Origin of the sequence: Candidatus Hecatella orcuttiae (genome assembly GCF_002009985.1) — an archaeon.
Taxonomy (GTDB): domain Archaea; phylum Thermoproteota; class Bathyarchaeia; order Hecatellales; family Hecatellaceae; genus Hecatella; species Hecatella orcuttiae.
The window spans coordinates 298193-318190 of record NZ_MTLX02000005.1; the positions used below are offsets into that span (position 1 = coordinate 298193).

Annotated in this window: 25 protein-coding genes and 2 tRNA genes; 19 read left to right on the top strand and 8 right to left on the bottom strand. The window is 53.4% G+C overall.

The features are described 5' to 3' along the window. Nucleotides 1–129 precede the first annotated feature (129 nt). Nucleotides 130–1452, top strand: coding sequence for a site-specific integrase (locus BWM17_RS04555; RefSeq protein ID WP_309492753.1), 1323 nt, complete (start codon nucleotides 130–132; stop codon nucleotides 1450–1452). On the opposite strand, the gene BWM17_RS04560 is transcribed toward BWM17_RS04555, so the two are convergent. Beyond that, nucleotides 1449–1736, bottom strand: coding sequence for a hypothetical protein (locus BWM17_RS04560; protein WP_309492754.1), 288 nt, complete (start codon nucleotides 1734–1736; stop codon nucleotides 1449–1451). The two genes, BWM17_RS04555 and BWM17_RS04560, sit on opposite strands and share 4 nt — an antisense overlap. A gap of 91 nt (nucleotides 1737–1827) precedes the next feature. Here BWM17_RS04560 and BWM17_RS04565 point away from each other — a divergent pair, with 91 nt between their 5' ends. Beyond that, nucleotides 1828–2136 (top strand): HTH domain-containing protein, encoded by a 309-nt coding sequence (locus BWM17_RS04565; RefSeq protein WP_309492755.1) that lies wholly within the window; start codon nucleotides 1828–1830, stop codon nucleotides 2134–2136. A gap of 231 nt (nucleotides 2137–2367) precedes the next feature. Here the strand turns inward: BWM17_RS04565 and BWM17_RS04570 are convergent, their stop codons facing one another. Both BWM17_RS04570 and BWM17_RS04575 read right to left on the bottom strand, forming a co-directional pair. Continuing rightward, nucleotides 2368–2778 carry a hypothetical protein gene (locus tag BWM17_RS04570; RefSeq protein ID WP_309492756.1) on the bottom strand — a complete coding sequence of 137 codons (411 nt, stop codon included), beginning with the start codon at nucleotides 2776–2778 and terminating at the stop codon, nucleotides 2368–2370. 353 nt (nucleotides 2779–3131) lie between these two features. Beyond that, entirely contained in the window at nucleotides 3132–3290 is a 159-nt protein-coding gene (locus BWM17_RS04575) for an AbrB/MazE/SpoVT family DNA-binding domain-containing protein (protein WP_309492757.1), read from the bottom strand. A gap of 108 nt (nucleotides 3291–3398) precedes the next feature. Between BWM17_RS04575 and BWM17_RS04580 the strand changes: the two genes are divergently transcribed. From BWM17_RS04580 to BWM17_RS04645, 14 genes are all read left to right on the top strand, one after another. Further along, nucleotides 3399–3653 carry a hypothetical protein gene (locus BWM17_RS04580; RefSeq protein ID WP_309492758.1) on the top strand — a complete coding sequence of 85 codons (255 nt, stop codon included), beginning with the start codon at nucleotides 3399–3401 and terminating at the stop codon, nucleotides 3651–3653. Next, nucleotides 3650–3823 (top strand): hypothetical protein, encoded by a 174-nt coding sequence (locus BWM17_RS04585; RefSeq protein WP_309492759.1) that lies wholly within the window; start codon nucleotides 3650–3652, stop codon nucleotides 3821–3823. The genes BWM17_RS04580 and BWM17_RS04585 overlap by 4 nt, the downstream gene beginning before the upstream one ends. 324 nt (nucleotides 3824–4147) lie before the next feature. Beyond that, on the top strand, nucleotides 4148–4417 hold the full coding sequence (locus BWM17_RS04590) for a hypothetical protein (protein ID WP_309492760.1): 270 nt from the start codon (nucleotides 4148–4150) through the stop codon (nucleotides 4415–4417). Further along, a complete protein-coding gene (locus BWM17_RS04595; protein WP_309492761.1) occupies nucleotides 4414–5295 on the top strand; it encodes a hypothetical protein in 882 nt (293 codons plus the stop codon). The genes BWM17_RS04590 and BWM17_RS04595 overlap by 4 nt, the downstream gene beginning before the upstream one ends. A gap of 1 nt (nucleotide 5296) precedes the next feature. Continuing rightward, a complete protein-coding gene (locus BWM17_RS04600) occupies nucleotides 5297–6184 on the top strand; it encodes a hypothetical protein (protein ID WP_309492762.1) in 888 nt (295 codons plus the stop codon). Further along, nucleotides 6177–7706, top strand: a complete 1530-nt coding sequence (locus tag BWM17_RS04605; RefSeq protein ID WP_309492763.1) for a hypothetical protein — start codon at nucleotides 6177–6179, stop codon at nucleotides 7704–7706. The genes BWM17_RS04600 and BWM17_RS04605 overlap by 8 nt, the downstream gene beginning before the upstream one ends. A 1-nt stretch (nucleotide 7707) precedes the next feature. Continuing rightward, the gene (locus BWM17_RS04610; protein ID WP_309492764.1) at nucleotides 7708–7902 is read left to right on the top strand and encodes a hypothetical protein; all 195 of its coding nucleotides are present in this window, start codon (nucleotides 7708–7710) and stop codon (nucleotides 7900–7902) included. Next, nucleotides 7874–8086, top strand: coding sequence for a hypothetical protein (locus BWM17_RS04615; RefSeq protein WP_309492765.1), 213 nt, complete (start codon nucleotides 7874–7876; stop codon nucleotides 8084–8086). Before BWM17_RS04610 ends, BWM17_RS04615 begins: the two co-directional genes overlap by 29 nt. Then, nucleotides 8083–11274, top strand: a complete 3192-nt coding sequence (locus tag BWM17_RS04620; protein WP_309492767.1) for a hypothetical protein — start codon at nucleotides 8083–8085, stop codon at nucleotides 11272–11274. The genes BWM17_RS04615 and BWM17_RS04620 overlap by 4 nt, the downstream gene beginning before the upstream one ends. Then, nucleotides 11274–11513 carry a hypothetical protein gene (locus BWM17_RS04625; RefSeq protein ID WP_309492768.1) on the top strand — a complete coding sequence of 80 codons (240 nt, stop codon included), beginning with the start codon at nucleotides 11274–11276 and terminating at the stop codon, nucleotides 11511–11513. The genes BWM17_RS04620 and BWM17_RS04625 overlap by 1 nt, the downstream gene beginning before the upstream one ends. Beyond that, nucleotides 11497–11835: a hypothetical protein gene (locus BWM17_RS04630; protein WP_309492769.1), complete on the top strand. Its 339-nt coding sequence runs from the start codon at nucleotides 11497–11499 to the stop codon at nucleotides 11833–11835. Before BWM17_RS04625 ends, BWM17_RS04630 begins: the two co-directional genes overlap by 17 nt. A gap of 88 nt (nucleotides 11836–11923) precedes the next feature. Continuing rightward, nucleotides 11924–12832 carry a hypothetical protein gene (locus BWM17_RS04635; RefSeq protein ID WP_309492770.1) on the top strand — a complete coding sequence of 303 codons (909 nt, stop codon included), beginning with the start codon at nucleotides 11924–11926 and terminating at the stop codon, nucleotides 12830–12832. Between the two features lie 12 nt (nucleotides 12833–12844). Further along, nucleotides 12845–12953, top strand: a tRNA-Pro gene (locus tag BWM17_RS04640). Nucleotides 12954–13021: 68 nt separating this feature from the next. Next, nucleotides 13022–13174: transfer RNA gene (locus tag BWM17_RS04645), tRNA-Ser, on the top strand. 126 nt (nucleotides 13175–13300) lie between these two features. Here BWM17_RS04645 and BWM17_RS04650 read toward each other — a convergent pair. Further along, on the bottom strand, nucleotides 13301–13588 hold the full coding sequence (locus BWM17_RS04650; RefSeq protein ID WP_309492771.1) for a hypothetical protein: 288 nt from the start codon (nucleotides 13586–13588) through the stop codon (nucleotides 13301–13303). A 182-nt stretch (nucleotides 13589–13770) separates the two neighbouring features. Here BWM17_RS04650 and BWM17_RS04655 point away from each other — a divergent pair, with 182 nt between their 5' ends. The 3 genes from BWM17_RS04655 (at nucleotide 13771) to BWM17_RS04665 (ending at nucleotide 16394) form a co-directional block, all read left to right on the top strand. Continuing rightward, on the top strand, nucleotides 13771–14931 hold the full coding sequence (locus tag BWM17_RS04655; RefSeq protein ID WP_309493726.1) for a pyridoxal phosphate-dependent aminotransferase: 1161 nt from the start codon (nucleotides 13771–13773) through the stop codon (nucleotides 14929–14931). A 28-nt stretch (nucleotides 14932–14959) separates the two neighbouring features. Continuing rightward, nucleotides 14960–15544: a glutamine amidotransferase-related protein gene (locus BWM17_RS04660; protein WP_309492772.1), complete on the top strand. Its 585-nt coding sequence runs from the start codon at nucleotides 14960–14962 to the stop codon at nucleotides 15542–15544. A 76-nt stretch (nucleotides 15545–15620) separates the two neighbouring features. Continuing rightward, entirely contained in the window at nucleotides 15621–16394 is a 774-nt protein-coding gene (locus BWM17_RS04665; RefSeq protein ID WP_309493727.1) for a tRNA (adenine-N1)-methyltransferase, read from the top strand. A 23-nt stretch (nucleotides 16395–16417) separates the two neighbouring features. Here the strand turns inward: BWM17_RS04665 and BWM17_RS04670 are convergent, their stop codons facing one another. From BWM17_RS04670 to prf1, 4 genes are all read right to left on the bottom strand, one after another. After that, entirely contained in the window at nucleotides 16418–17101 is a 684-nt protein-coding gene (locus BWM17_RS04670) for a phosphoadenylyl-sulfate reductase (RefSeq protein WP_342766502.1), read from the bottom strand. Between the two features lie 45 nt (nucleotides 17102–17146). Continuing rightward, on the bottom strand, nucleotides 17147–18247 hold the full coding sequence (locus BWM17_RS04675) for a sulfite exporter TauE/SafE family protein (protein WP_309492774.1): 1101 nt from the start codon (nucleotides 18245–18247) through the stop codon (nucleotides 17147–17149). Nucleotides 18248–18260: 13 nt separating this feature from the next. Continuing rightward, the gene (locus tag BWM17_RS04680) at nucleotides 18261–18485 is read right to left on the bottom strand and encodes a hypothetical protein (protein ID WP_309492775.1); all 225 of its coding nucleotides are present in this window, start codon (nucleotides 18483–18485) and stop codon (nucleotides 18261–18263) included. Nucleotides 18486–18621: 136 nt separating this feature from the next. Beyond that, nucleotides 18622–19893: a peptide chain release factor aRF-1 gene (gene prf1 / locus BWM17_RS04685; RefSeq protein WP_309492776.1), complete on the bottom strand. Its 1272-nt coding sequence runs from the start codon at nucleotides 19891–19893 to the stop codon at nucleotides 18622–18624. Nucleotides 19894–19998 lie beyond the last annotated feature (105 nt).

Genomic DNA, 19998 nt, shown 5'->3' on the forward strand with positions numbered 1-19998 from the left:
GGTTGAACCTAAAACCTGTTTAGGGAGGGCCGTCCCCTCGGGGCCGTGGGCTAGCCTGGTTTAACTTACGATGTTACCGTAGCATAAACTTTATTAGAGAGGTTTGCGAAGAGTATTTTTTGAGGAGAAGTGTCCAGGGTAAGAGATTCTAAGGGGCGTTTTCTGAGGCAGGAGCACAGCTATTCCGCGTTGATGGGCTACCCTCAGGTGCGAAATTGGATAGACAATTACAGGAGCAAGGAGACCCGGGAAGCCTACATGCGCTGTTTGGAGACGGTGGTCAAGGAGACGGGGCTGTCCCCTGGCAGGTTGGTTAAGCTTCCAGTAGACAGGGCTAGGCACGCGGTCATGGGGGTGGTTCGGAAGCTTGTGCAGGATGGTAAGCTTACCATGGCCAAGCAGATTCAGATAGCCTTGAAGGGTTTCTTTGAGGCCAACGACAAGGAGCTTAAATTCAAGAGGGCGGAGCAGGTGAAGAGGGTTTCCAAGAAAGTTCATGCCCAAATCACCCCCACCCAGGAGGAAATCTACCGGATGGTCGACGCCCTGCCGGAGAAGAGGAACAAGGCCATTATACTGTGTCTTTTCCAGAGCGGTGTCCGGGTGGGCTGCCTCTGCCGGTGGACCTATGGACTGGTCAAAGACCAACTTTACCCTGAAATAAAGGTCCCCACGGTCTTGAAGATCACCAACGAAATCGACACCAAACTAAGCGGCTACGGGCTCCCCTACTATTACACTTTCCTCCAAGCTGAAGCAGCCCAAGCCTTGAGAGACTACTTGGATGAGCGAAAAGCCAAGGAGGGAGAGCTTAAGCCGGAGGACCCTGTTTTCGCCCCCCTGACAAGCAAGGCTACCAAGGAGGGCATCGACGAGGTTAGAGTTTTAGAAGTGGTGAAGAGGGCGGCGAAAAGCATAGGCCTAGACCCCCGAGGCGTTTGGACCCACACCCTCCGAAAAAGCTTCAGGAAGGTCCTCTACGCCGCCAACATCGAAGACGACATGGCTGAAGCCCTGATGGGCCACAAGCTCCGGGGGTCGAAGGAAAGCTACTTCGACAAGAAAGACCTGAGAGAGATTGCGGCCAACTACATGAGGGCTAACTTTTCAAGGGCCACCGTGCAGGTTACAGAGGAAGCATGGAAGGAAATCCGACGTCAACAGCTACGCCGCGACATGAAGGAGCTTTACGGCGTCGACTTAGAGGAGCTTCTACGCCCCAAGATTGCGAAGATGAAAAGGCCGCTCACCATAGACGAGGAACTGGAGACCCTTGAATCCAAAGTTCGAGAGCTGTGGGGTATGAAACTGGCCAAGAAGCAAGAACCCAACGGCAGCGGCTTGGAACACCGCATAGTCCGCGAGGTGGAACTAGTCGACCTCCTGAACCAAGGCTGGGAAATGGTTAAGGAGCTAAGAGACGGCAGGATCCTAGTGAGAAAATCCGCCTAATATTTAGGAGGGACTTTTCCCCCAACGATGGTCTCTATCTCTCTTTTCCGTTCTTTATTGAGCAGAAACATGTCCTCATGGGGCTTCTTGTACCTTTGAAGTAAACCCTCCTTAGCGAGTTTTTCCACCTCATCCTTATACCAGCTGGTAGGGTAACATTTAGGCAAACCTTTCGGAATGTCGGTTTCCGCTATGTAGTTTCTACCCCAATTCCTACCCATGACCAGCTTCTCGATGATGAGCCTTCTGATCTCCTTTCGTTCATCCTCGGAGGGTTTTCTCATAAAGTACTTTACCTTAAAGTAATATTTAAAGGTATTTTCAGTAATGCTTATATAGCCAACCACCAACTAACTAACATGAAGGTACCCGGCTATGGAAAGGAAACCTGTGATAGAAGGAACGTTCAGCCGCCTCTTCGAAACACCCTTAGGCCGGGTGCTGGACGTGCTCATTCTCCACCGCGGCTACGACCTCTCCCTCAAAGAATTAGCCAACTATGCGGGCATTTCCCCGAAAACTCTCTGGAAGACCATGGCCAAACTCGAAAGCCTAGGCATCGTCAAACATACCCGCCGAATCGGCAACGCGAAAATGATCACCTTTAACCAAGACTCTAACCCCCTAGGAGAACATCTTATCGCCCTAGAATATAGTATACCCCTCAAAGAAATGGAAAGTTAAACCTTCTCCGATACGCAAGTTATAAAGCTGAATCTGCATTTCCCCGGAGCCTTCAAGCATATCACCTACTCCCCGGAATGGAAAAAGCCGGCGTTCACCAGCTAGTGCCTATCAATCCCCCAAATACCCTCTGTTAGGCACTGGAAAACCCCTACGTGGTGACTGTGGAGGTCTGAAACGGTGAAACCCATAAAATCAAGGAAATGTAGGAAACTAAACTAGATGGTTCGCTTACCTCAATTGTTTGATGGCTTTATCTATGATTTCAATTGCTTCTTTGAACCTTTTCTTGTTGAAATCCAACATGGATATGCCCATCGGGGGGTCTGGACTATGAGAAAGTCCATGAATTGTCTCATCGTACGTATTCCTAATGATTCTATAAGTCTTTGCATCTAACTTCCGAACAAGGTCCGGTGTCAAATATGAATAGATCTCCCTATGATAGTTGCGACCGCCGGTAAACCCGCTTTCTAAGTCTGAGGCTATGTCGCTTCTAATAATCTCAAGTTCTTCCCTTATACGTCGCTTTAATTCGGTTTTTTCATATTTTTGTACCCAAGAATAATGAGCTATGGAAGCCAAAAATCCGATAACTATGCCTAGACTTATCGAAAGGAGAGATGCCCAAAGAATTTCCATCAATTTAGGTTACCAACTATATATAGTGCTCTATCTTGTTTAGGCTTTTTTCATGTCTTTACGTTTATTAAAGGGTTTTTCCTTAAACTTCTCGAGAAAAAATGGAAAAACCTGATAGATGCCCAAAATGCGGAAAAGTCCGTAAAGGATACGTATTCCCTGCTGGACCTCAACCACCCCAAAACGTCGAATATTGCGATTGCGAACCCGAGCCACCCTATGCTAAGTAGGCTTTCTCAAAAGTTGTGTCCATCCTTGTTCAATGCTGACCAAATTTTTGGACCGCATTCAAAGCAAAGGATGTTGAGAGGGGACCCTAGCCAAAAATTTGGCGAGGGTAAAGCTGTTGAGGTTTAGAGTTTTTTAACCAGCATATCCCCGTCGGTAACGGTTACACCCAACAAGTCGCCTTCTTTTATCTCTAGGGCCTCCACCACTTCTTTTGGGATGGTCATTCGTAGGCTGTTCCCTATTCTTGTAACCTTGACCTTTAACATTATTGGCATGCTCATAAGTTATACAAGGGTTATACTTAAATATAAGTGTATCCCTAATTATAATTGCGGATATACTCCGTATAACAAGAGAGATGGGTAAAAGTATGGGGGTGAGAAAAAGGGTTGCCTAAGAAAAACTATGTGCAAAGAAAATTCCTGAACCCAATTGACCTGCACGTCTCCGTTCCCGGAGGCCTCTGGGAGGAACTCAAACGCCTGTTCTACGACCCCAGCTTCCACGTGGATGACAGCCATTTCTTAACGAGGATTCTGGAGGAATACCGCGACTACAAGTGGCCAAGAAAAGCCCTCTTAAATTTGGTTGAGTTGCACCGTGAAGAACTTGGCAAAGAAAAGGGGGTGAGCAAAGGGCCTTGAACGACTATGTATTAGGCGCTCTAGAAACCTTGGCTTGGGTTCGAAAACAGATAGAAGCTGGGAGGAAGCCCGCGGAGCTTAAAGCCGAAATCAACAGCCTTCTCAAAGAGATCCTAGACAACGCGGCATTGCACGCTCTAGGCAAGGTTAAAGCCCAAGCCACCATCTAAAACCTCCCTCTACCCTATTTTTTTAGAAAATTTATGTCTAAAATTTTAGTCAAATACTCGAGAAAATTTTAAAATTTTCGATCAGAAGTTTAAAATCGATGAAGTTCCCTATCTTTACTAACTACGTAATGAGGGTGATCGCGGACTTGTACTCCGGTTGGATCGGGCATGGGCGGCCCAATAATTTCATTCCGCGATCCGTATGAGTGAAAGGACTGTCCTCCGAAAGCTTTTTTCCTTTGTTCACTCGAGCTTAAGGACTTTTCAAAATCCCAAACTTTTAGAGGGGGGTCGAGACGGCTGAACAGAAAAGATTGTGCATCTTTGATTTTAGAAGTACTCAAAAAGGCTGAGAGGCCGCTAGACGTAAAGAAAATTCAAGAACTAGCCGGCATCGCCCATTGGTCAGTTGCCTTGAACCACTTATTACAGTTGCTAATTGAGGGCCAAATAGCCGGCTTCAAGACCAGCAAATCATGGATATTCTTTCTCCCGGAGAACCTTCCTAAAACTCTTCTTGAGGAGAAACTCCAACCCAAAAACACGCTTGGGGGGACTGTATACGGCTTGAGAGAGGTGAAAGGTGAATCATGAGCGAAAAGACCCCCACACCCTCTCCACGAGAGGATGTTTTCGCCATCATGGAGAGGAAGGACGAGGACCAGATTATTGCGGAACTGAAGGGGGCCTACCTGGATGAATTCGTCTACTCGTTCGAGCATGGTGATCGTCGTGTAGTTGGGCTTTCATGGTCAGGGGTAAAGGAGATAGCGTGGCGGCTGGGTTCAATCAGCGTAGACGACCTAACCGTTGAGGATAAGGGTGATTTTTGGCTAGCCAAATGCTCTGCGACTGACCACGTGAGAGGGAACCGGCGTTGGGGAGCCGCGGTCCAACCCAAAAAAATCGGCGACAAAGAAGACGTGTTTGCCCTCCCTAAGGCTGTTTCCAAAGCTCAACGAAATGCTATCAGAGCGGTCATCCCCGAGGCTATGATTAAGACATTCATAGACCGGTTTCTCGAAGAGAGCCGAACCAAGCAACCATCTCCTACCCCTTCCGCAGAGGTTAAAACCGCCGCTGAAAAATCGTTGGCAGCCAATAATTTGGGCGAAATAACAGAGCTTAAAGCAAATGATGTTCCGCTGGCCATCTTAACCGTTAAACATGATGAAGCTTTCCTTACGCCTCAGCAGAAGTTTCATCTTTCCACGCCTCCTTGGGGCTCGTTTTTTGTAGCTAAGGTTTTGGAAGCTATGGTGGCGAAAGATGCCGAATTGGCGATGAAGGGGGAGATAGGACCGACCGATTTGTTCAGCTATAACATCGATGAAGAGGGGGGAATTCTGCGAGAGGTGTATGTGCGAAACTGGAGAACAAAGGAAAGGCTTTCTCAGATTAAGAACGCAGCACGATGGACCCTAAGTAAAATGCTGGAGCGGAGTAAAACGCCGCAGGCTGGGGGCTCCTAGCATGGAGTATGAGAGCATCGTAAGTTGGACGCGGGGTATCATAAGCCAGTATTCCATGGCCCTCACTTTGCGGCAGATCTACTACCGGTTGATTAGCCAACATCCCAGCATCCCCAACACGAAGAGCACCTATAACATGCTCAGCAAAATCTTGGTTAAAGCCAGGGAGCGGGGCGACATTCCTGAAGACGTCATCGAGGATCGGAGCAGGGAAACGATAGGCGGCGAAGGGTGGACATGGGACAGCCCCGACGACTTTCTTGAATACGTTATGGAGGATTTCTCCTCCAAGTGGATGAGCTACAGTCGAAGCCTATGGGCTAGTCAACCTTGCTATGTGGAAGTTTGGGTGGAGAAAGACGCTCTTTCCCGGATAATCAGCGACGCTGTGGACGGTTTTAGGGTTAGAACTGCACCGAGCCGGGGCTATTCAAGCTTCACCTACGTGAGGGATGCGGTGAAACGGTTTGAAGGCTTACCCAACCGGTGGGTCGTAATATTGCATTTCTCGGACCATGACCCCAGCGGCTTGGATATGACAAGGGACCTTCAGGAGCGCTTTGACAGGTACGGTAACGGCCTCGAAATCCACGTGGAAAGGGTGGCCCTAACCTATGAACAAGTTCAAAAATACGGTTTGCCGCCAAACCCCACCAAGCGGGCGGACACCCGAAGCAAGGGCTACATCAGCCGATATGGGGATGGGTGCTGGGAGCTTGACGCCATAGAGCCTGACGAGCTTCAGCGGATGGTTAGAGCATCGGTGGCGAAGCACATCGTTCCCGAAGTTTGGAAGGGAGCTGTGGATAGGGAGGAGCAGGAGCGGGAACGTTTGAGGGTGAAATTTGAGGAATTCACCCGGCTTTTGAAGGGGAACGACCATGACTAGTTTTTACTATGACCATTTTATCCCCTACGTTCAAAATAAGGTGAAGTGGGATGATCCCCTAGTTGACACCATCGCCAGGGTGGGTTTCTCCGCCTTCACCGACAATCCTTTAAACCTGTTTTTGAAGGGCCCCTCCAGTATTGGCAAGTCATATATTGTGAAGCATACCTTAGCTGCTTTCCCAAAGAAATGTAAATGGAACTTAGGGGGGATAAGTCCCAAGGCTCTAATCCACGACCCAAGGGCTGTTTTGGTCGATGAGGAGGGCAACATCCTCGAGCCCCCCACTGTTTCCAAGAAAGATGGCCCTGAAGCTTGGGAGGAATATAAAAGCAAGTTAAAACGCAGCCGGTATCTGATAGATCTTAAAAATGTTATTCTAACTTTCCTTGAAAGCCCAAGCGAAGACACCTTCAACATGCTGAGGCCTATCCTAAGCCATGATGAAGTGGAAATAGAATACCGCATAGCCCCAAGAGGGCAAAGTGAGACTCATACCAAGAATATTGTGGTGAAAAACTGGCCTGCCATGATCTGTGCTACGACAGACAAGGATTATTTAGAGGACTTGGCCACCCGGAGCATAACCGTAACCCCGAATGAATCCATTGAAAAATTCGCCGAAGCGCATAAAGTCACCGCGAAAAAGTATAGCATGCCCTCTTTACCCCAAGAGGACCTAGAATTTAAAGCTATCCGGGACTGGATAGCTCAAAAAATAGGTTCCGGCGTAAATGTTGTTTCCCCTCAGGCTGAAATGGTGGCTGTGTGGTTTCCCCACAATTTAGCCCGAGACATGAGGGACTTCGACAAATACCTGAGCTTCGTAATTGGCAATTGCATCATACACGAGGAAGACAGGCCTAAGATTCGAATCAACAAGCTATGGGAGTTCACCATCACAACTTTGGATGATTTCTTGGCGATCGACCGTTTTTGGAGCCAAATTATCAAAACTACCCGGATGGGGATCTCCGCTGGGGCCATCGAACTATATGAGAAGGTCCTTATTCCCCTTAGTGAGGAAGGCATTAATCTTAACACAATAACCATACGTGAAAGGTATTCCGAAGTTTTCAAAAAACCCATAGCTCCCTCCAACCTTTCAGGCAAACTGAAAGAGCTTCTAAATTTGAACTTGATCGAAGAGGCGACCGACGAGGCGGACCGTAGAAGAAAGCGGTATATCCTCATAGACAGTGATAAGGCTGAAAATGTTTCAAATTACTTCAGTAATCGATTGGTGGGCTTATTTGACCAAGACATCCTCAATATGTGGTTAGATTCTCTAAAAAATTATTTCACGCAAAAAGGACTTTGTAAAGAATCATTCAACTACGAGTTCATCTACAAAGGTGATGTTATAAAAACTGAATTTTTGCTGAAATATCTTAACTCTTTCAATTTAGTTCAAAAAACCAATTCAAGCTTAGAAATTAAATCAAAAAACGAAATGAAACATTCTGAAGGAAATCTCGAAACACTTCAAATTAAAACTTTTAGGGAGGCTGAAACTGGTTGAAGTGTCCCATCCTGCCAAATCACAGTACAGACATCGACGGGCGTTGCTCAAGGGAAGCCTTCTGCCGGTATGCCCGCCTCCCAGAGTGTCCGCGCCGCCGCGGCAGAGCAAGGGAGGGAAAGCCGTAGTGGCCTCCCTTTTTCATGTTCACGTTCATGGTGTAAAAGATGAAGAGAAAGAAAACCCTCCAAACTGAGGAAGCGGTTCCGAGCTACGCCGCAGATGGCCCCTGGCCATTCCCTTGGGTGTCCATCAGACTGGAAAGTGAAGGCGAGGCCTTCAACATCACCCTGCACACCCTCGTTTCCGTCGACGCCATGGCAAAAAGCGTTGAGAAAATCGCCGACGAGTTGAGGAAGTTGAGGGGCTTGAAAATATGAGCCAACAGGAAGCCCAAAAGAAAAACGGCGAACCCTTAACAGCCGTCGCCTACGTGGACACTTCCAAACTCCCCAAAGGTTACCGGTGGTCAGGGACACCGGGCCGGTCGGCCATTCTTACGCCCCGCGGCGTGGCGATTCCCCCGCCGGGTCCTAGAGGCTACGAAACCTACGGGTCAGCGGAAAAAGAGCAGCGAGAATTTGAACGGTTAGCCACGAAAATCGAGATCCGCGGAGGCCCCAAAGCGGGGAGAGCCGTCACCGTCACAGGCCTCGCCCCCGGCGAAACCGTGGAAGAGGCTGCCCGCCGGGCGGCTAGGGAGCATGTGAAATTGGCCACAGGCAGAGAGCCTAGGGTCCAAATCGTCTACGGAGCCCGGGTGGCTGCGAGAGGCGGGAGAAGGGTGGTTGAACCCGTAGCGGGGATAGTCCAACCCACTGGCGTACCCGTGTTCGCCTTGAAAGCTGAACTCACCCCGAAAGCCAAACGGGAAGTCGAAGCCTTCCTAGCGGGAACCCCCTACAAGGAGCCGGAGTTGAGGGAAACACCGGAAGGCGTCGAACTAGCCTACAAGGTGGAGGAGCCCGGTGAAACCTATTGGGTGGTGGAAGGCTATCCTGAGCGGCGGTTTGCCACCGAGGCGGAAGCCCGAGCCTTCGCCGAACTGGTATCAGGCCCAAGAGCCGAATTGGCAGCGGACCTAGGAGGCAGGGAGGGGGCGATCCCCCTAGCCCCCGGCATCTTCAAAACCATCGAGGACACCGTGTTCGACCCCGACGCGCCCATCCTAGGTTATGTGGAAATTCCCCGCAAACCTTTGGCTGTTCACCCCCTCGGAGCCTACCCGGCTCCCTTCACCACTTACAGGGAAGCCCGGCCTTTTACCAGCGTTTTTGAAACCCCAACCGGGGAAACCATGGTCGAACCCGACGTCTTCGCTGAACCGCCTTCTCTGCCCAAATCCTTAACCGAGCAGCGGCTTGAGAAGCTTTTCGCCCTAGAGAAAATGCTGGGAGAGCTTGAGGGACCTCCTGAAGAGTTCGCCGCCCTCGGAGCCTACGCCATAGGGGTCCCCCCGACCAAGGAGGAGTTTGAGGCTGTCACAGGCTACCGGCCTGAAAGGGAGGCCGCCCAGCTTCTCGGCAGGTCCATAATCGAGTATGAGAAGGCCTTCGCCGCGCCCGTCTACGGCATCACCGAGAACATCGTTAGAACCGTGGAAGACATCCACGGAGCGGTCACGGGAAGAGAGCTTTTCCCCATCCCCTATGCCGTGAGGGTGAAGGCTGCCCCTGAAGAATTCCTGTCCCTAGAAGCCCGCGCCGTCACGGGGAGGATTTCGAAGAAAGAACTGGAAGCCGTCGCCGCCTACAGGCCTGAGTTCAGGTTTGAAGTCGTCCCTGAACTTGAAAAACCCTACACGCCGAAGCCCTACGCCCCCACAGCCTTCCAAGCGGTCCTCACATCGGTTCTGGAAACTGGAAAACCCCTAGCCGAACCTCCACCTGAAGCCCTCCCAGGTTTGGGGAGGTTGGCTGTCGGCGTTCCCCCCACCGAGAAAGAACTTGAAGCCATCACCGGCTACCGCCCCACCGTTAGGCCCGTCCTTTCCAAGGAGATGCGGCGGCTGCTCAAACCTGAGATGCGGGGTTACGCGTTGGGCTCCCTTCTCTACGAGGCCGCGCTGTGGTATGGAATAAGCAAACCCTTGGAGAAAGGGCTTAGGCTCACCTCCAAAGGTATAGGCAAAATAGTTGAATATTATAGGGCTCCCTTCAGACCAAGGGTTCCTCCCACAACCAGATACGTTGAACGAGTCCCCGGGGCCCTAGTTAAGAGGGTGGGGTATCCGAAGAGAACTCAGAAAACTTTCCGGGAAATCCCCTATACGAGGCTTGGCGTGGAAGACCTTAAAGTGGTCCCTCCTGAAGGGTACAGGCCTCCCTTGGCTAGCCATTTACGGGTCATCGAGGTGACCGCAAAGCGGCAGGCCAAGCTTCCAGAATATTTCGTGATAACAGCCAAAGACGTAACTGATGTAATCCCATCCAAAGAGGCGGTTTCCCTATTTCCCAAAATCTTGGGGAAAACCCGTAGAATCCAAGTCCCTCCAACCCAGGCGACGGAGTTCATCTTCAGAATTAAGAAGGGCAGAATCCGGTTGGTGGCGGAGGTTCCCTCGACCATGCGCGGTGTCCCCATAGCGATGAGGCCTTGGAAGAGGGTAGGGGGTCTACAAGAAACCTTAGGCCCTAAGTTTCGATGGACCCCCGTCAAACCTAGAGCTAGGGAGATTCTGAAGATTGAAGAAGAGTTCACCAAGGAAGTAGGCTACAAACCTCGAACACCGATTCCCCCCAGCCGCCAAACCTTCCTAGCCCCGCCTCCACCGGGGAGGCCCTATGAAGCCATACCCGCCCCGCCTCCCTCGGTCATGGAGAAAGCCGTCGAAGCCGTGGACCCCTTCGCCCGGTGGTCCCCCATCCTAGCCGCCCAAGCCTACCTCCAACCCCGGGTCACGTATCCCAAGGGAACCGACATGTGGGCCCGGTTGGAGGGGAGGTTTAAACTCCCACCCGAATACCGAACACCCACCAAGTTAGGCGTAGCCCCCACCCGCAAGCCTAAGTTTAAACCCTACCCCAAACCGTACCCCGCCATCCTCCGCATGAGAAAAAGAGGGAAACTCTTCGAAAGGGGAACCGTCGGGTTTAATGTCGACGTGGACCGCGCCTTACGCCCCTTAACAAAGATAACCCGCCAACCCGCCCGCAAACCTAAGGAGGCCCCCGCCGCCGACATCGCCCAAGAGATCTTCCCCAGGATGAGGGAGAGGCCCACCGTCGGGGTTACGCCCACTCCCCGTTTTAAGGTGGCCCCTGGGCAGAGGGTAGGCGTCATGCCCCGGCAGCTTCTCAGACAGGTTGCTGAAACTGTTCAAATGCAGGTTGAGCGCCCATGGGAGAGAAGACGGATACGCCGTCCTCCACCGCTGTTCCTGTTTCCCCCCCGACGTGGGAAAACTAAGAAGACACTCTTGCCTGAATGGCGCTACAAGGAATACCGACACTACATAGGCGACCCGTTTCAGGGAATGAGGGGTCCCCTCAAAAACTTGAACGCCTTCTTGGCCGGCAAGAAGCCGGCGAAAAAGAAGGGGAAACGCAAGAAGCGGAGGAAAAGGTGATGGTGTCGAAGAGGTTGGTTAAAATCACCCTCCGAGCCCGCAGGAAGGGGCCCCCTGTTTGCCGGTACTGCCATCGACCCCTCCAGCCTAGGGAACGGGCCTGGAGGTATGTCACCCGATATGGCGTCGTCTACGCTTGCCCAACCTGTGAGGAAAACCCGGTCATCACCCCTGTGCTCCCCGTTCCCCGCAAAAAGAAACCCGTTCAGGTGGAACTACCGCTTGGAAGGCCCTCTTAAAGCCCAAGAGGAAAGGCTGCGGAGAGAGTTGCGGAGGCTTGAACGCAGCCTAGGCCTAGTTCCAGGTGAGTTACGCCTAGAATGGATGCCGACGGAAGACGGAAAAGAAAACGACGGTGAAGTGAAAGGGGGAACTGTCCGCATTTATGCTAAAGATTTTAAAAAGGCCAAACAGACCCTCAAACATGAGTTAGTGGACTTGGTCCTGTCAAGGTATGAGCAGCCTTGGAGGGACTTGGCTTTCACCCTTCTTGAAAACTTCACCAAGTCCCAATATCGACGAAAGGAGGCTTTGGTCGAACGGCTTTGCAACCTAATTTAGGCGGAAAGGCGGCCCTCCAAAAAGGGCCAAGGGTCGGCCTCCCTTTTCCCTTGGTTTGGCCATGGCCCACCGCCCCGCAAACAAGGAGATGGTGAAACTGGAAGTGGTTGAAGAGGAGGTTGAAGAGGAAAAGGGCTTAGCCGCCGCCAGCCTCTTCCGGCAAGCCTATAAGAACCATGGCTACGTGCAGCTTTTCATCATCGGCCCCCAAGGCGTAGGCAAGACCACCTACTCCTTGCAAATAGCTTGGGAAGTCTACCGGAGCCTCCACCCGCAACTAACCGACCAAGAAGTTTGGGACCTAGTCTTAGACCGGCTTTTCTTCGACGTTCGCCCTTCCATCGCCCTGTTCCGGTGGGCTCGGCAACACGGCAAACGCATCCCCCTGGTAATCTACGATGACGTAGGCGTCCACCTGTCCAAGTACACTCCGTTTCAGAAGGGAGGCTACGGGGTGGTGAAGGCTGTGGCCTCTCTCTTCGACACCATAAGAACCATCTGTAACGGTGTGATCATCACCAGCCCTAAGCTTCACAGCATAAAAGCGGTGCAGGAGCTTTCCTGGTACAAGGCTAAAATCTTCAAAACCGATGACGGCCTAATCCGCCAAGCTAAGGTTTGGGAGTACACCGAGGAAGTGTGGGGGGACCCTTGGCATTCATGCATAATAACGGATGACTTCTACCTGTGGCTCCCTCCCGACGTGAGAAAACGCTATGAAGAAAAACGAGGGGAAACCGTCGACGCCATCTTGGATGAGTGTGAACGAGCCCTAACCAAGACTCCGAGATATACTTTAAATTGCTGTGAAGTATATGAGCTATACCGGGAATGTGGTAACTTGAGAGAAACAGCTAGAAGGTTGAATAAGCCTTATTCAACCATCCAGGGAGCCTTAGACCGCCACCGCCGACACACAGGGATGAACGACGACGCCTCAAGGGTTTATGGTAATGCTCCCGGAAAAATCCACATTCCTGAAGAATCAAAAAATTGAATATGCTACGTTGGGGCCGTGGGCTAGCCTGGTCTATGCTTGGTGGCTTGGGCCCACCAGATCGCCGGTTCAAAAGGGCGCAGGCGAAGGCTGAGCCCTGAAACTCCGGCCGGCCCCACCACAGAGCTGAAGTTTTCCAAGCCTAGGCCCAAAAAACTTTAAGGTTCAGGGCGGCTCTGATCTAATCGCGCCGGGGTCGCCTAGAAGCACCCCTAAAGGGTGTTGGGAAACCTGGTAGGGCGCAGTTCCCGCGCGAAGGGAGCCCAAGCCTGCTAACCGGCTGAGGCAGCGAGTCTGTGGCTCGTTGGAGCCTCATGGGTTCAAATCCCATCCCCGGCGCCACCAACCCCACCCCTGAGGGTTGCAGCCGGGCAGCCGGCTTGCTGTCTGTTTCTGTCTCTCCAAAAAAAAAGCTATACCATATTTGGCCAAATATGGTATAGCCGGCGTGGGGGTTCTTCCAAGGGCTCAGCTTATCTTCGCGGGTTTAAACCTAGGAAGTCTGATGGACTGGTAGGTTCTTTTCCCAACCCAGCTGGAGAGCAGAACTCTGGTGCTGACCCTGTCCCTCACCGTCCGGTATCCGAGGATGAGGGTTACCTTCCCGTTTTCATGCCGGCAGGAAAAGATTTTAGCGTGGCGCTTCAGTCTGCAGGTAAGCCTGTAGAGTTCAGCTAAGCCTATGGAGGGGAAAACCTCCTTCCAAACCTCCAGTTTCTCCCGAACCTTCCTCCGGAGGCTGGGCTTCCGAGACATGGGTAACCGAAGCTTATACCCCTCCGAGGCTTATAAGTTGCTATTTAACACCTGTAAAACACTCGGCCGAAAAGGTTCCTGAAAGCTCGCAGGGAAGGGAAACGTTTAATTTCGTTCCCCGCCCACTATAAGGTCCAGTTGGCAGCGGAGCCAAAACTGGAAGTGAAAGCCCCTTGAAGGAAATGGCGGAGAGAGGCAGAACCCTCACCCGGCCCCTCTACCGGGAGCTAAAGGACTACGCCGCCCAGCTGGGAATCCGGGACATGATCTACCTCAACATAGGGGAGCCTGATTTCCCCACGCCTCTGCCCATCGTGGAAGCGGCTAAGAAGGCGATGGACGAAGGCTTCACCCACTACACCGAGGAGCGGGGAATCCTCGAGCTGAGGGAAGGCATAGCTGAAAGGCTGAAGGCTGAAAAAGGATTGGACATAGACCCCAAAGAAGGCATCCTCATAACCAACGGAAGCTCCGACGCCATTTTCCTCACCATCCTAAGCCTCGTAGACCCCGGGGACGAAGTAGTTCTCCCCGAACCCTACTACCCGCCCTTCCTCTCAGCCATCAAGCTGGCCTCCGGAAAGCCAGTGACGCTTCCCCTGAACAGAGACACCCTCACCCTCGAGCCTGACCAGGTGGCAGCCGCGGTGGGGGCGAAGACCAAGCTCATGGTGGTCAACAGCCCCTGCAACCCCACGGGCATGGTCTACGGGAAAGACGTCCTCAAAGCTGTGGCGGAGCTGGCTGTGGACCACGATTTTTATGTGGTCTCCGACGAGGTCTACGACAGGTTCGTCTACGACGGAGCGGAAAGCCTCAGCATAGCCGCCTTCCCGGGGATGACGGAGCGAACCCTCATCCTCAACAGCTTCTCCAAAACCTACGCCATGACCGGGTGGAGGATAGGCTACGTGGCCGGAGACGGGCAGAGGGTCTCCCGAATCCTCCGGGTGAAGGGCGCGGGAAACGTCTGCCCCAACTCCATAGCCCAGAAGGCAGCCGTGGCCGCGTTGAGGGAGGGAGAACCCTACGTGGCTCGGATGCTGAAGGAATACGCGGAGCGAAGACAGCTGGTCTGGGAAGCCCTACAGCGGCTGCCTGCCTTCCGATGCCCCAAACCCCAAGGCGCCTTCTACTTGCTCCCCGATGTCTCCGCTGTCGAAAAGGACTCCCTCAAGTTTGCGAAATACCTCATCAAGGAAGCCCACGTGGTGGTGGGTCCGGGGGTAGCCTTCGGCCCCAGCGGAGAAGGCCGCATCAGAATCTCCTACTCAGCCTCCAAGGAAAACCTAACCCAAGCCTTTGAGAGGCTCAGGCAGGCTGTGGAAAACTACGGAGGCTGAACCTCCACCCTTCCAAGGGGGGCGCTGTTTGAAGCTATTGGTCCTCAACAATAAGAGTGAAACCTTGGAGCAGCTTTTAGGCTTTCTCGAAGACCGCGGCCTCTCCTACCATGTCAAAACCCCCATGGAGCCCCTCAGCCTTCAAAACTACCAAGGCGTCATCATCTCCGGAGGAGTCCTCCCGGGCGGCCGGTACAGGGAGATGTTAGAATGGTACAGGCGGCTTCTGAACTCCACACTTCTCCCCACCTTGGCCATCTGCCTCGGGCTGAGGATTCTCGGCTACTGCTACGGCTCCAGGATGAGGAGGCTGGAGAAGGCGGAAAAGGGAGTGGTAACCCTCCGCTTTTTCCGAGAGTTCCCCCTAACCCCCGGGAGAAAGGAGCTGACAGTCTACGAGGACCACGACTATGAGCTTCTCTCCCTCCTCGAGCCTCTGGAAAACCACGCCAGCTCCCCCACCTCCAAGATTCAAGCTGTGAAACACAAGGCCAAACCTCTCTTCGGAGTTCAGTTTCACCCCGAGGTGGCAGCTGGAAACGAAGGCTCCATTGTTCTAGAAAACTTTGTAAAACTGTGCTCTGAAAGGCAACCCAGCCCCGGTGGCTCCTGAGGCAAGTGAAGCCGGTATCTTCATGTCCCCTGAACAAGCTTAGAAAATAGGGGAGGCAGCGGAACTGGGCGAGGAAATCCGAGAAGGCGACGACGTGGTCCTATACTTGGATGGGAGAAGAAGGTACCTAACTCGGGTTAAGAGAGGCAGCACCCTCCACACCCACAAAGGCTACTTGGCCCACGACGACCTGATAGGCAAGGCCTTCGGCTCCCCCATCCAGAGCAGCCTAGGAGCCCGGTTCGTAGCCCTTAAGCCCACCCTCAGGGACTACCTCCGGAAGCTGGCAAGGAGAACGCAGGTCATGTACCCCAAGGACATGGCCCTCCTCCTGGTCTACGCCAACATAGGCCCAGGGGCCAGGGTTGTGGAAGCCGGCACGGGCAGCGGAGCCTTAACCAGCCTTCTAGCCTTCTACGTCAAGCCGGAGGGCAGAGTTTACAGCTACGAAACCCACGGCGAGTTCCTTGAAACTGCGCGGAGAAACTTGGAGAGAACAGGCCTCCTGGAGTTTGTCACCCTCAAGGAGGGGGATGTCACCCAAGGCATCGAGGAAACCCAGGTAGACGCTGTGGTGTTAGACCTAGCCACCCCCTGGCTGGTGGTCCCCTACGCCTTCAAGGCTTTGAAACCCAGCGGAGCCTTCGCCTCCTTCAGCCCCACCATTGAGCAAGTGGTGAAAACCGTGGAAGTCTTGAACCACCATGGATTCGTGGACTTGGAAACGGTGGAGTGCATGACCCGGAGGTATCAGGTGGAAAGGGGGAGAACACGGCCTGAAACCTTAGCCGTAGCCCACACAGGCTATCTGACCTTCGGCCGAAAAGCCGTCTCACAACATGGGGAGTAAACCAAGCCTTCCCTGAGAAAGTTTCAGAGGTGCAGACCGCATTCTTTTTTGTCCCTACCCCTCCACCTCCCAGCCCGAGGGTCTTCGCCGGGAGCCACGGGTGTGGTGCACAGGGTGCAGCCGATGCTGGGGTAGTTTCGGTCGTGGAGAGGGTTGTAAGGAACATGGTTTTCGGTGATGTATTTCCAAACATCCTTGAAAGTCCAGTGGACGAGGGGGTTCACCTTCACCAAGCCGAATTTTCTATCCCTTTCCACCACGGCTGCGCTGGCTCGGGTGGGCGACTGCTCCCGCCTTATCCCCGTCACCCAAGCTTCCAGCCCCGCCAGCGCCTTCTTCAGCGGTTCAACTTTCCTGATCTGGCAGCACAAGTCCGGGTTCCGCTGGTAGAGGTTTTCACCGTAGAGCTCCCTCTGCCTCTCGAGGGTGAGCTCGGGGGCGTATCGTTCAGGTTTGATGCCGTATTTTTCCGCAGCCTTCTCTATCAGTTCGTAGGTTTCCTTGAAGAGGAGGCCTGTGTCGATGTAGAAAACCCTCATCCGGGGGGTCATCTTGGAGATCATGTCCAACAGGACCATGTCCTCGGCTCCGAAACTGCAGGCGAAGGCTATGGTCGGATAAAACCTGTCCAACGCCCACCGGAGAGTCTGCTGGGGAGGCTGACCTTCAAACTTTCTGCGCAGTTCCTCCAACTCCTCATCCTTCATCTTCCCCGCCTCTTTTCCACCGGATATCTTCAACAGTTTCCCCTCCTAGCTTTCTTTTAAAGGCAGCCCATCCGCCGGCTGGGCTGGGCTGATGACCAGAGACCTGAGCCTCCGGGGCACAGGACGTCCCCTCTGGGCGAGGAGTCCGAAGACCATCAGCCCTATGATAGTGCACACGAGGAGTGTCATCTCCCCCAAGGTGAACGCAACAGCGCTAAGCCTCAGCAGTTCGATTACCCTGCCTGTGAGGACGTAGCCCAGCCTTAGGGCGGCGCCGATGATAGCCAAAAGTATGGAGTAAGCAAGGATCAATCGGATGGAAGGGCCCCGCACATACCGTGTCGCCTGAGCTCCGATCTGCGCCCCCACCGCCGCGCCCACCAGCATGATGACGGCGGCGGTGAGGTCGACGTTGCCGCTCATGGCATGCCTCAGGCTGCCGAAACCTCCGGACAGGCTCATGATGAAAAGGTCTGTGCCCACAGCCATGAAGGTGGAGCAGCCGAGGCCGTAGGCGAGAGCCGGGGTCCTCAGAAATCCTCCGCCCACACCGAAGAACCCGGAAAGGGTTCCGGTGGCAAAGCCCAGGAAGAGGACCACCCAGAAGGAGGCGGAAACCTTCGCAGCCTTAAAAGACACCATAGGCCGCCATTCCAGGGAACGGATTCGCTTGGAAAGGCCGGAGGCGTAAACTTCCGAGGGGAGGGGTTTTCCTTCGTCGTACCATTTGTCCAGAAGTTTGATGGATTTACGGCTTTCCCACGCCATGAACGACCCGATGCCCACCAGCATGGCCAAGGAGGCGCCCAGCACAGCCACATCTGACAGGCCAGTTCCCTTCAGGTGGTTCAAAATCCGAACACCCAACTCGATGCCTAGGAGGGTGCCCGCCACCGTCAGGAGGCCCAGTTTCACGTCCACGTTGCCCAAGTGCCAATGTCTGATGCTGGAGATGACGGATTTTCCGAAGATGTGGGTGATGTCCGTGCCCACGGCCAGATGCCCGGGGAAGCCGAAGACGATGAGGGCGGGAGTCACCATGTAGCCGCCTCCTATGCCTATGAAGCCTCCGACCACGCCCACCGTGAAGCCTATGAAAACCAGTAGAATAGGGGAAACTTCAACCCCGGAGGCAGCTGGCAGCACCCTACATCAGCCCTTAGGAAAGCGCAGACTTATCCTTCCCCTTCTCGAAACGGAAGGCTTCGGTGAACTTCTGTCCTGCCATGCCTAAGGAAAAGCCAAGTATAAGCATTATGGTTATTACGAAGACGGCGGAAAGAGGAGCGCCGCCCTGAAAAACACCGGCGGAATCGTGGAAGAAAGAGGTGTTGATAACAGCGTGTAAAACTAGAAGGGAAACAGCTCCCCAAAGAACCAGCATAAGGAATGCTTTCCCGTTAACAGTAAACCTTCTTTCAGAGGTCCCGGCAAACTAAATCCCTTCTCATGGTCCCTGCCCTCGAAGGATGGTGTAAATTATAACATTGTTATATTTAAATTTTAAACCAAAAAACCGCCTAAGCCTTATATCTAAGTAGGGCGGCGACGCCTCCGAAGGATTTCAGCAACATCTCTCCCTCCTCGTGGGAAGTCGAAATCATCTCAACCTCCCCATTGGACTTTTCCGCCAGCTCAGTTAAGGCGTCGATGAGGTCTGTTTTCTCCCCCAGTTGAAGGGCGGCGACGCCGCATCGGGGGCAGGGTTTCTTGGAGGTTTCAGCCTCTAGGCTGAGCAGCTCCCCCTCTTTGACAGTTCGCTGCTCGGAGAAGCCGCAGGCGGAGCACTTCACGGTGACGGCGAGGAGGTCTAATTCTTCCGAAAGCAGCAGAACCCTGACCGAGCCGGCTTCCAGATGTTTCCGAACCTCCTCCACACCGTAGACGGCTAAGCCTGAGTCTCGGCCCAGCTCTCCGAGGAACTGCTGGACGAGCTCCCTCTCCTGCACATATCGGACGTTCTTCAGGATTTCAGGGGCCTTGGCCATGACTTCCTTGACCCCCTGCTCATCCACGTAGGCCGTGTCCACCACAGCCAAGACCTTGTCCTGAAGCGTGTAGTGGAGGTATCTGCCTTCGACGAAATCCTGCTTGGTGGGACCGGGGCCTCCTATGATGATACCCTTCAAGTCAGGGATGTCCGAGAAAATCTGAGCAGCATAGCTGGCCGCCCTCTTGAAGTACTCGTTGATCTCCACTTCCCTAAGCCTTTCAAACCTTCGAGCCGACTGGCCGCCGGCCCGGTGTTTGCCGGCAATGCCTGAACTGATGGACTTGACAATTTCCAGCCGCTTACCCCTGAGGATGGCGTAGGTGGCGCCGCTTCCGTCGATGACCATTATCCCGTAGGTAGCCTTCTCTTTGAGGATGTCGAAGAGAGGTTCTAGGTGGAAACGGGAGTCGCAGCGGTAAAGGTAAACGCCGATGGGTTCCGGGGGAACCAAGACGTAGAGCTCCATTTTCTCTGAGCCCGGGGGCCCCTGGGCTACGGCTCCGCAGAAAAGCGCCAGCCCGGTGGGTGGCACTTGGTCTATGAGCTTCAGCCTCTGAATGGCTTTCTCAATGGCGGACTGGACATTGTGGCGGGTGGTCCGAGATTTAATATTGGAGGCGGTTCCGTACTCCTCCCGCAGGTTGGCTATGACATCGCTGACCTGGCGGCCTGGGGGAATGTAGAGGGTGATAAGCTCGGTGTGGCGGCCTTCCTTGGAGGCCAAGTCCTCCAGCAGCCTCTTGGCTTTGAAAACGCCCACGGACCGGCTTTGTTTACCTGTATTCTCCATCCTAGTCATAGGAAAACCGCTTCCCAGAAAACACGCCCTTAACGCTCGGCTTTTGGAAAAGTTTCCGTCGGCTGATTTCCTGACAGGTTATTCCCTAACTCATAGCCCGGTGAA

Coding starts and splice junctions, on each gene's coding strand:
- BWM17_RS04560 (WP_309492754.1), bottom strand. CDS start 1,736: ATGAGAAAACCCTCCGAGGATGAACGAAAGGAGATCAGAAGGCTCATC.
- BWM17_RS04565 (WP_309492755.1), top strand. CDS start 1,828: ATGGAAAGGAAACCTGTGATAGAAGGAACGTTCAGCCGCCTCTTCGAA.
- BWM17_RS04570 (WP_309492756.1), bottom strand. CDS start 2,778: ATGGAAATTCTTTGGGCATCTCTCCTTTCGATAAGTCTAGGCATAGTT.
- BWM17_RS04575 (WP_309492757.1), bottom strand. CDS start 3,290: ATGAGCATGCCAATAATGTTAAAGGTCAAGGTTACAAGAATAGGGAAC.
- BWM17_RS04595 (WP_309492761.1), top strand. CDS start 4,414: ATGAGCGAAAAGACCCCCACACCCTCTCCACGAGAGGATGTTTTCGCC.
- BWM17_RS04600 (WP_309492762.1), top strand. CDS start 5,297: ATGGAGTATGAGAGCATCGTAAGTTGGACGCGGGGTATCATAAGCCAG.
- BWM17_RS04605 (WP_309492763.1), top strand. CDS start 6,177: ATGACTAGTTTTTACTATGACCATTTTATCCCCTACGTTCAAAATAAG.
- BWM17_RS04615 (WP_309492765.1), top strand. CDS start 7,874: ATGAAGAGAAAGAAAACCCTCCAAACTGAGGAAGCGGTTCCGAGCTAC.
- BWM17_RS04620 (WP_309492767.1), top strand. CDS start 8,083: ATGAGCCAACAGGAAGCCCAAAAGAAAAACGGCGAACCCTTAACAGCC.
- BWM17_RS04625 (WP_309492768.1), top strand. CDS start 11,274: ATGGTGTCGAAGAGGTTGGTTAAAATCACCCTCCGAGCCCGCAGGAAG.
- BWM17_RS04635 (WP_309492770.1), top strand. CDS start 11,924: ATGGTGAAACTGGAAGTGGTTGAAGAGGAGGTTGAAGAGGAAAAGGGC.
- BWM17_RS04650 (WP_309492771.1), bottom strand. CDS start 13,588: ATGTCTCGGAAGCCCAGCCTCCGGAGGAAGGTTCGGGAGAAACTGGAG.
- BWM17_RS04655 (WP_309493726.1), top strand. CDS start 13,771: ATGGCGGAGAGAGGCAGAACCCTCACCCGGCCCCTCTACCGGGAGCTA.
- BWM17_RS04670 (WP_342766502.1), bottom strand. CDS start 17,101: ATGAAGGATGAGGAGTTGGAGGAACTGCGCAGAAAGTTTGAAGGTCAG.
- BWM17_RS04680 (WP_309492775.1), bottom strand. CDS start 18,485: ATGCTGGTTCTTTGGGGAGCTGTTTCCCTTCTAGTTTTACACGCTGTT.
- prf1 (WP_309492776.1), bottom strand. CDS start 19,893: ATGACTAGGATGGAGAATACAGGTAAACAAAGCCGGTCCGTGGGCGTT.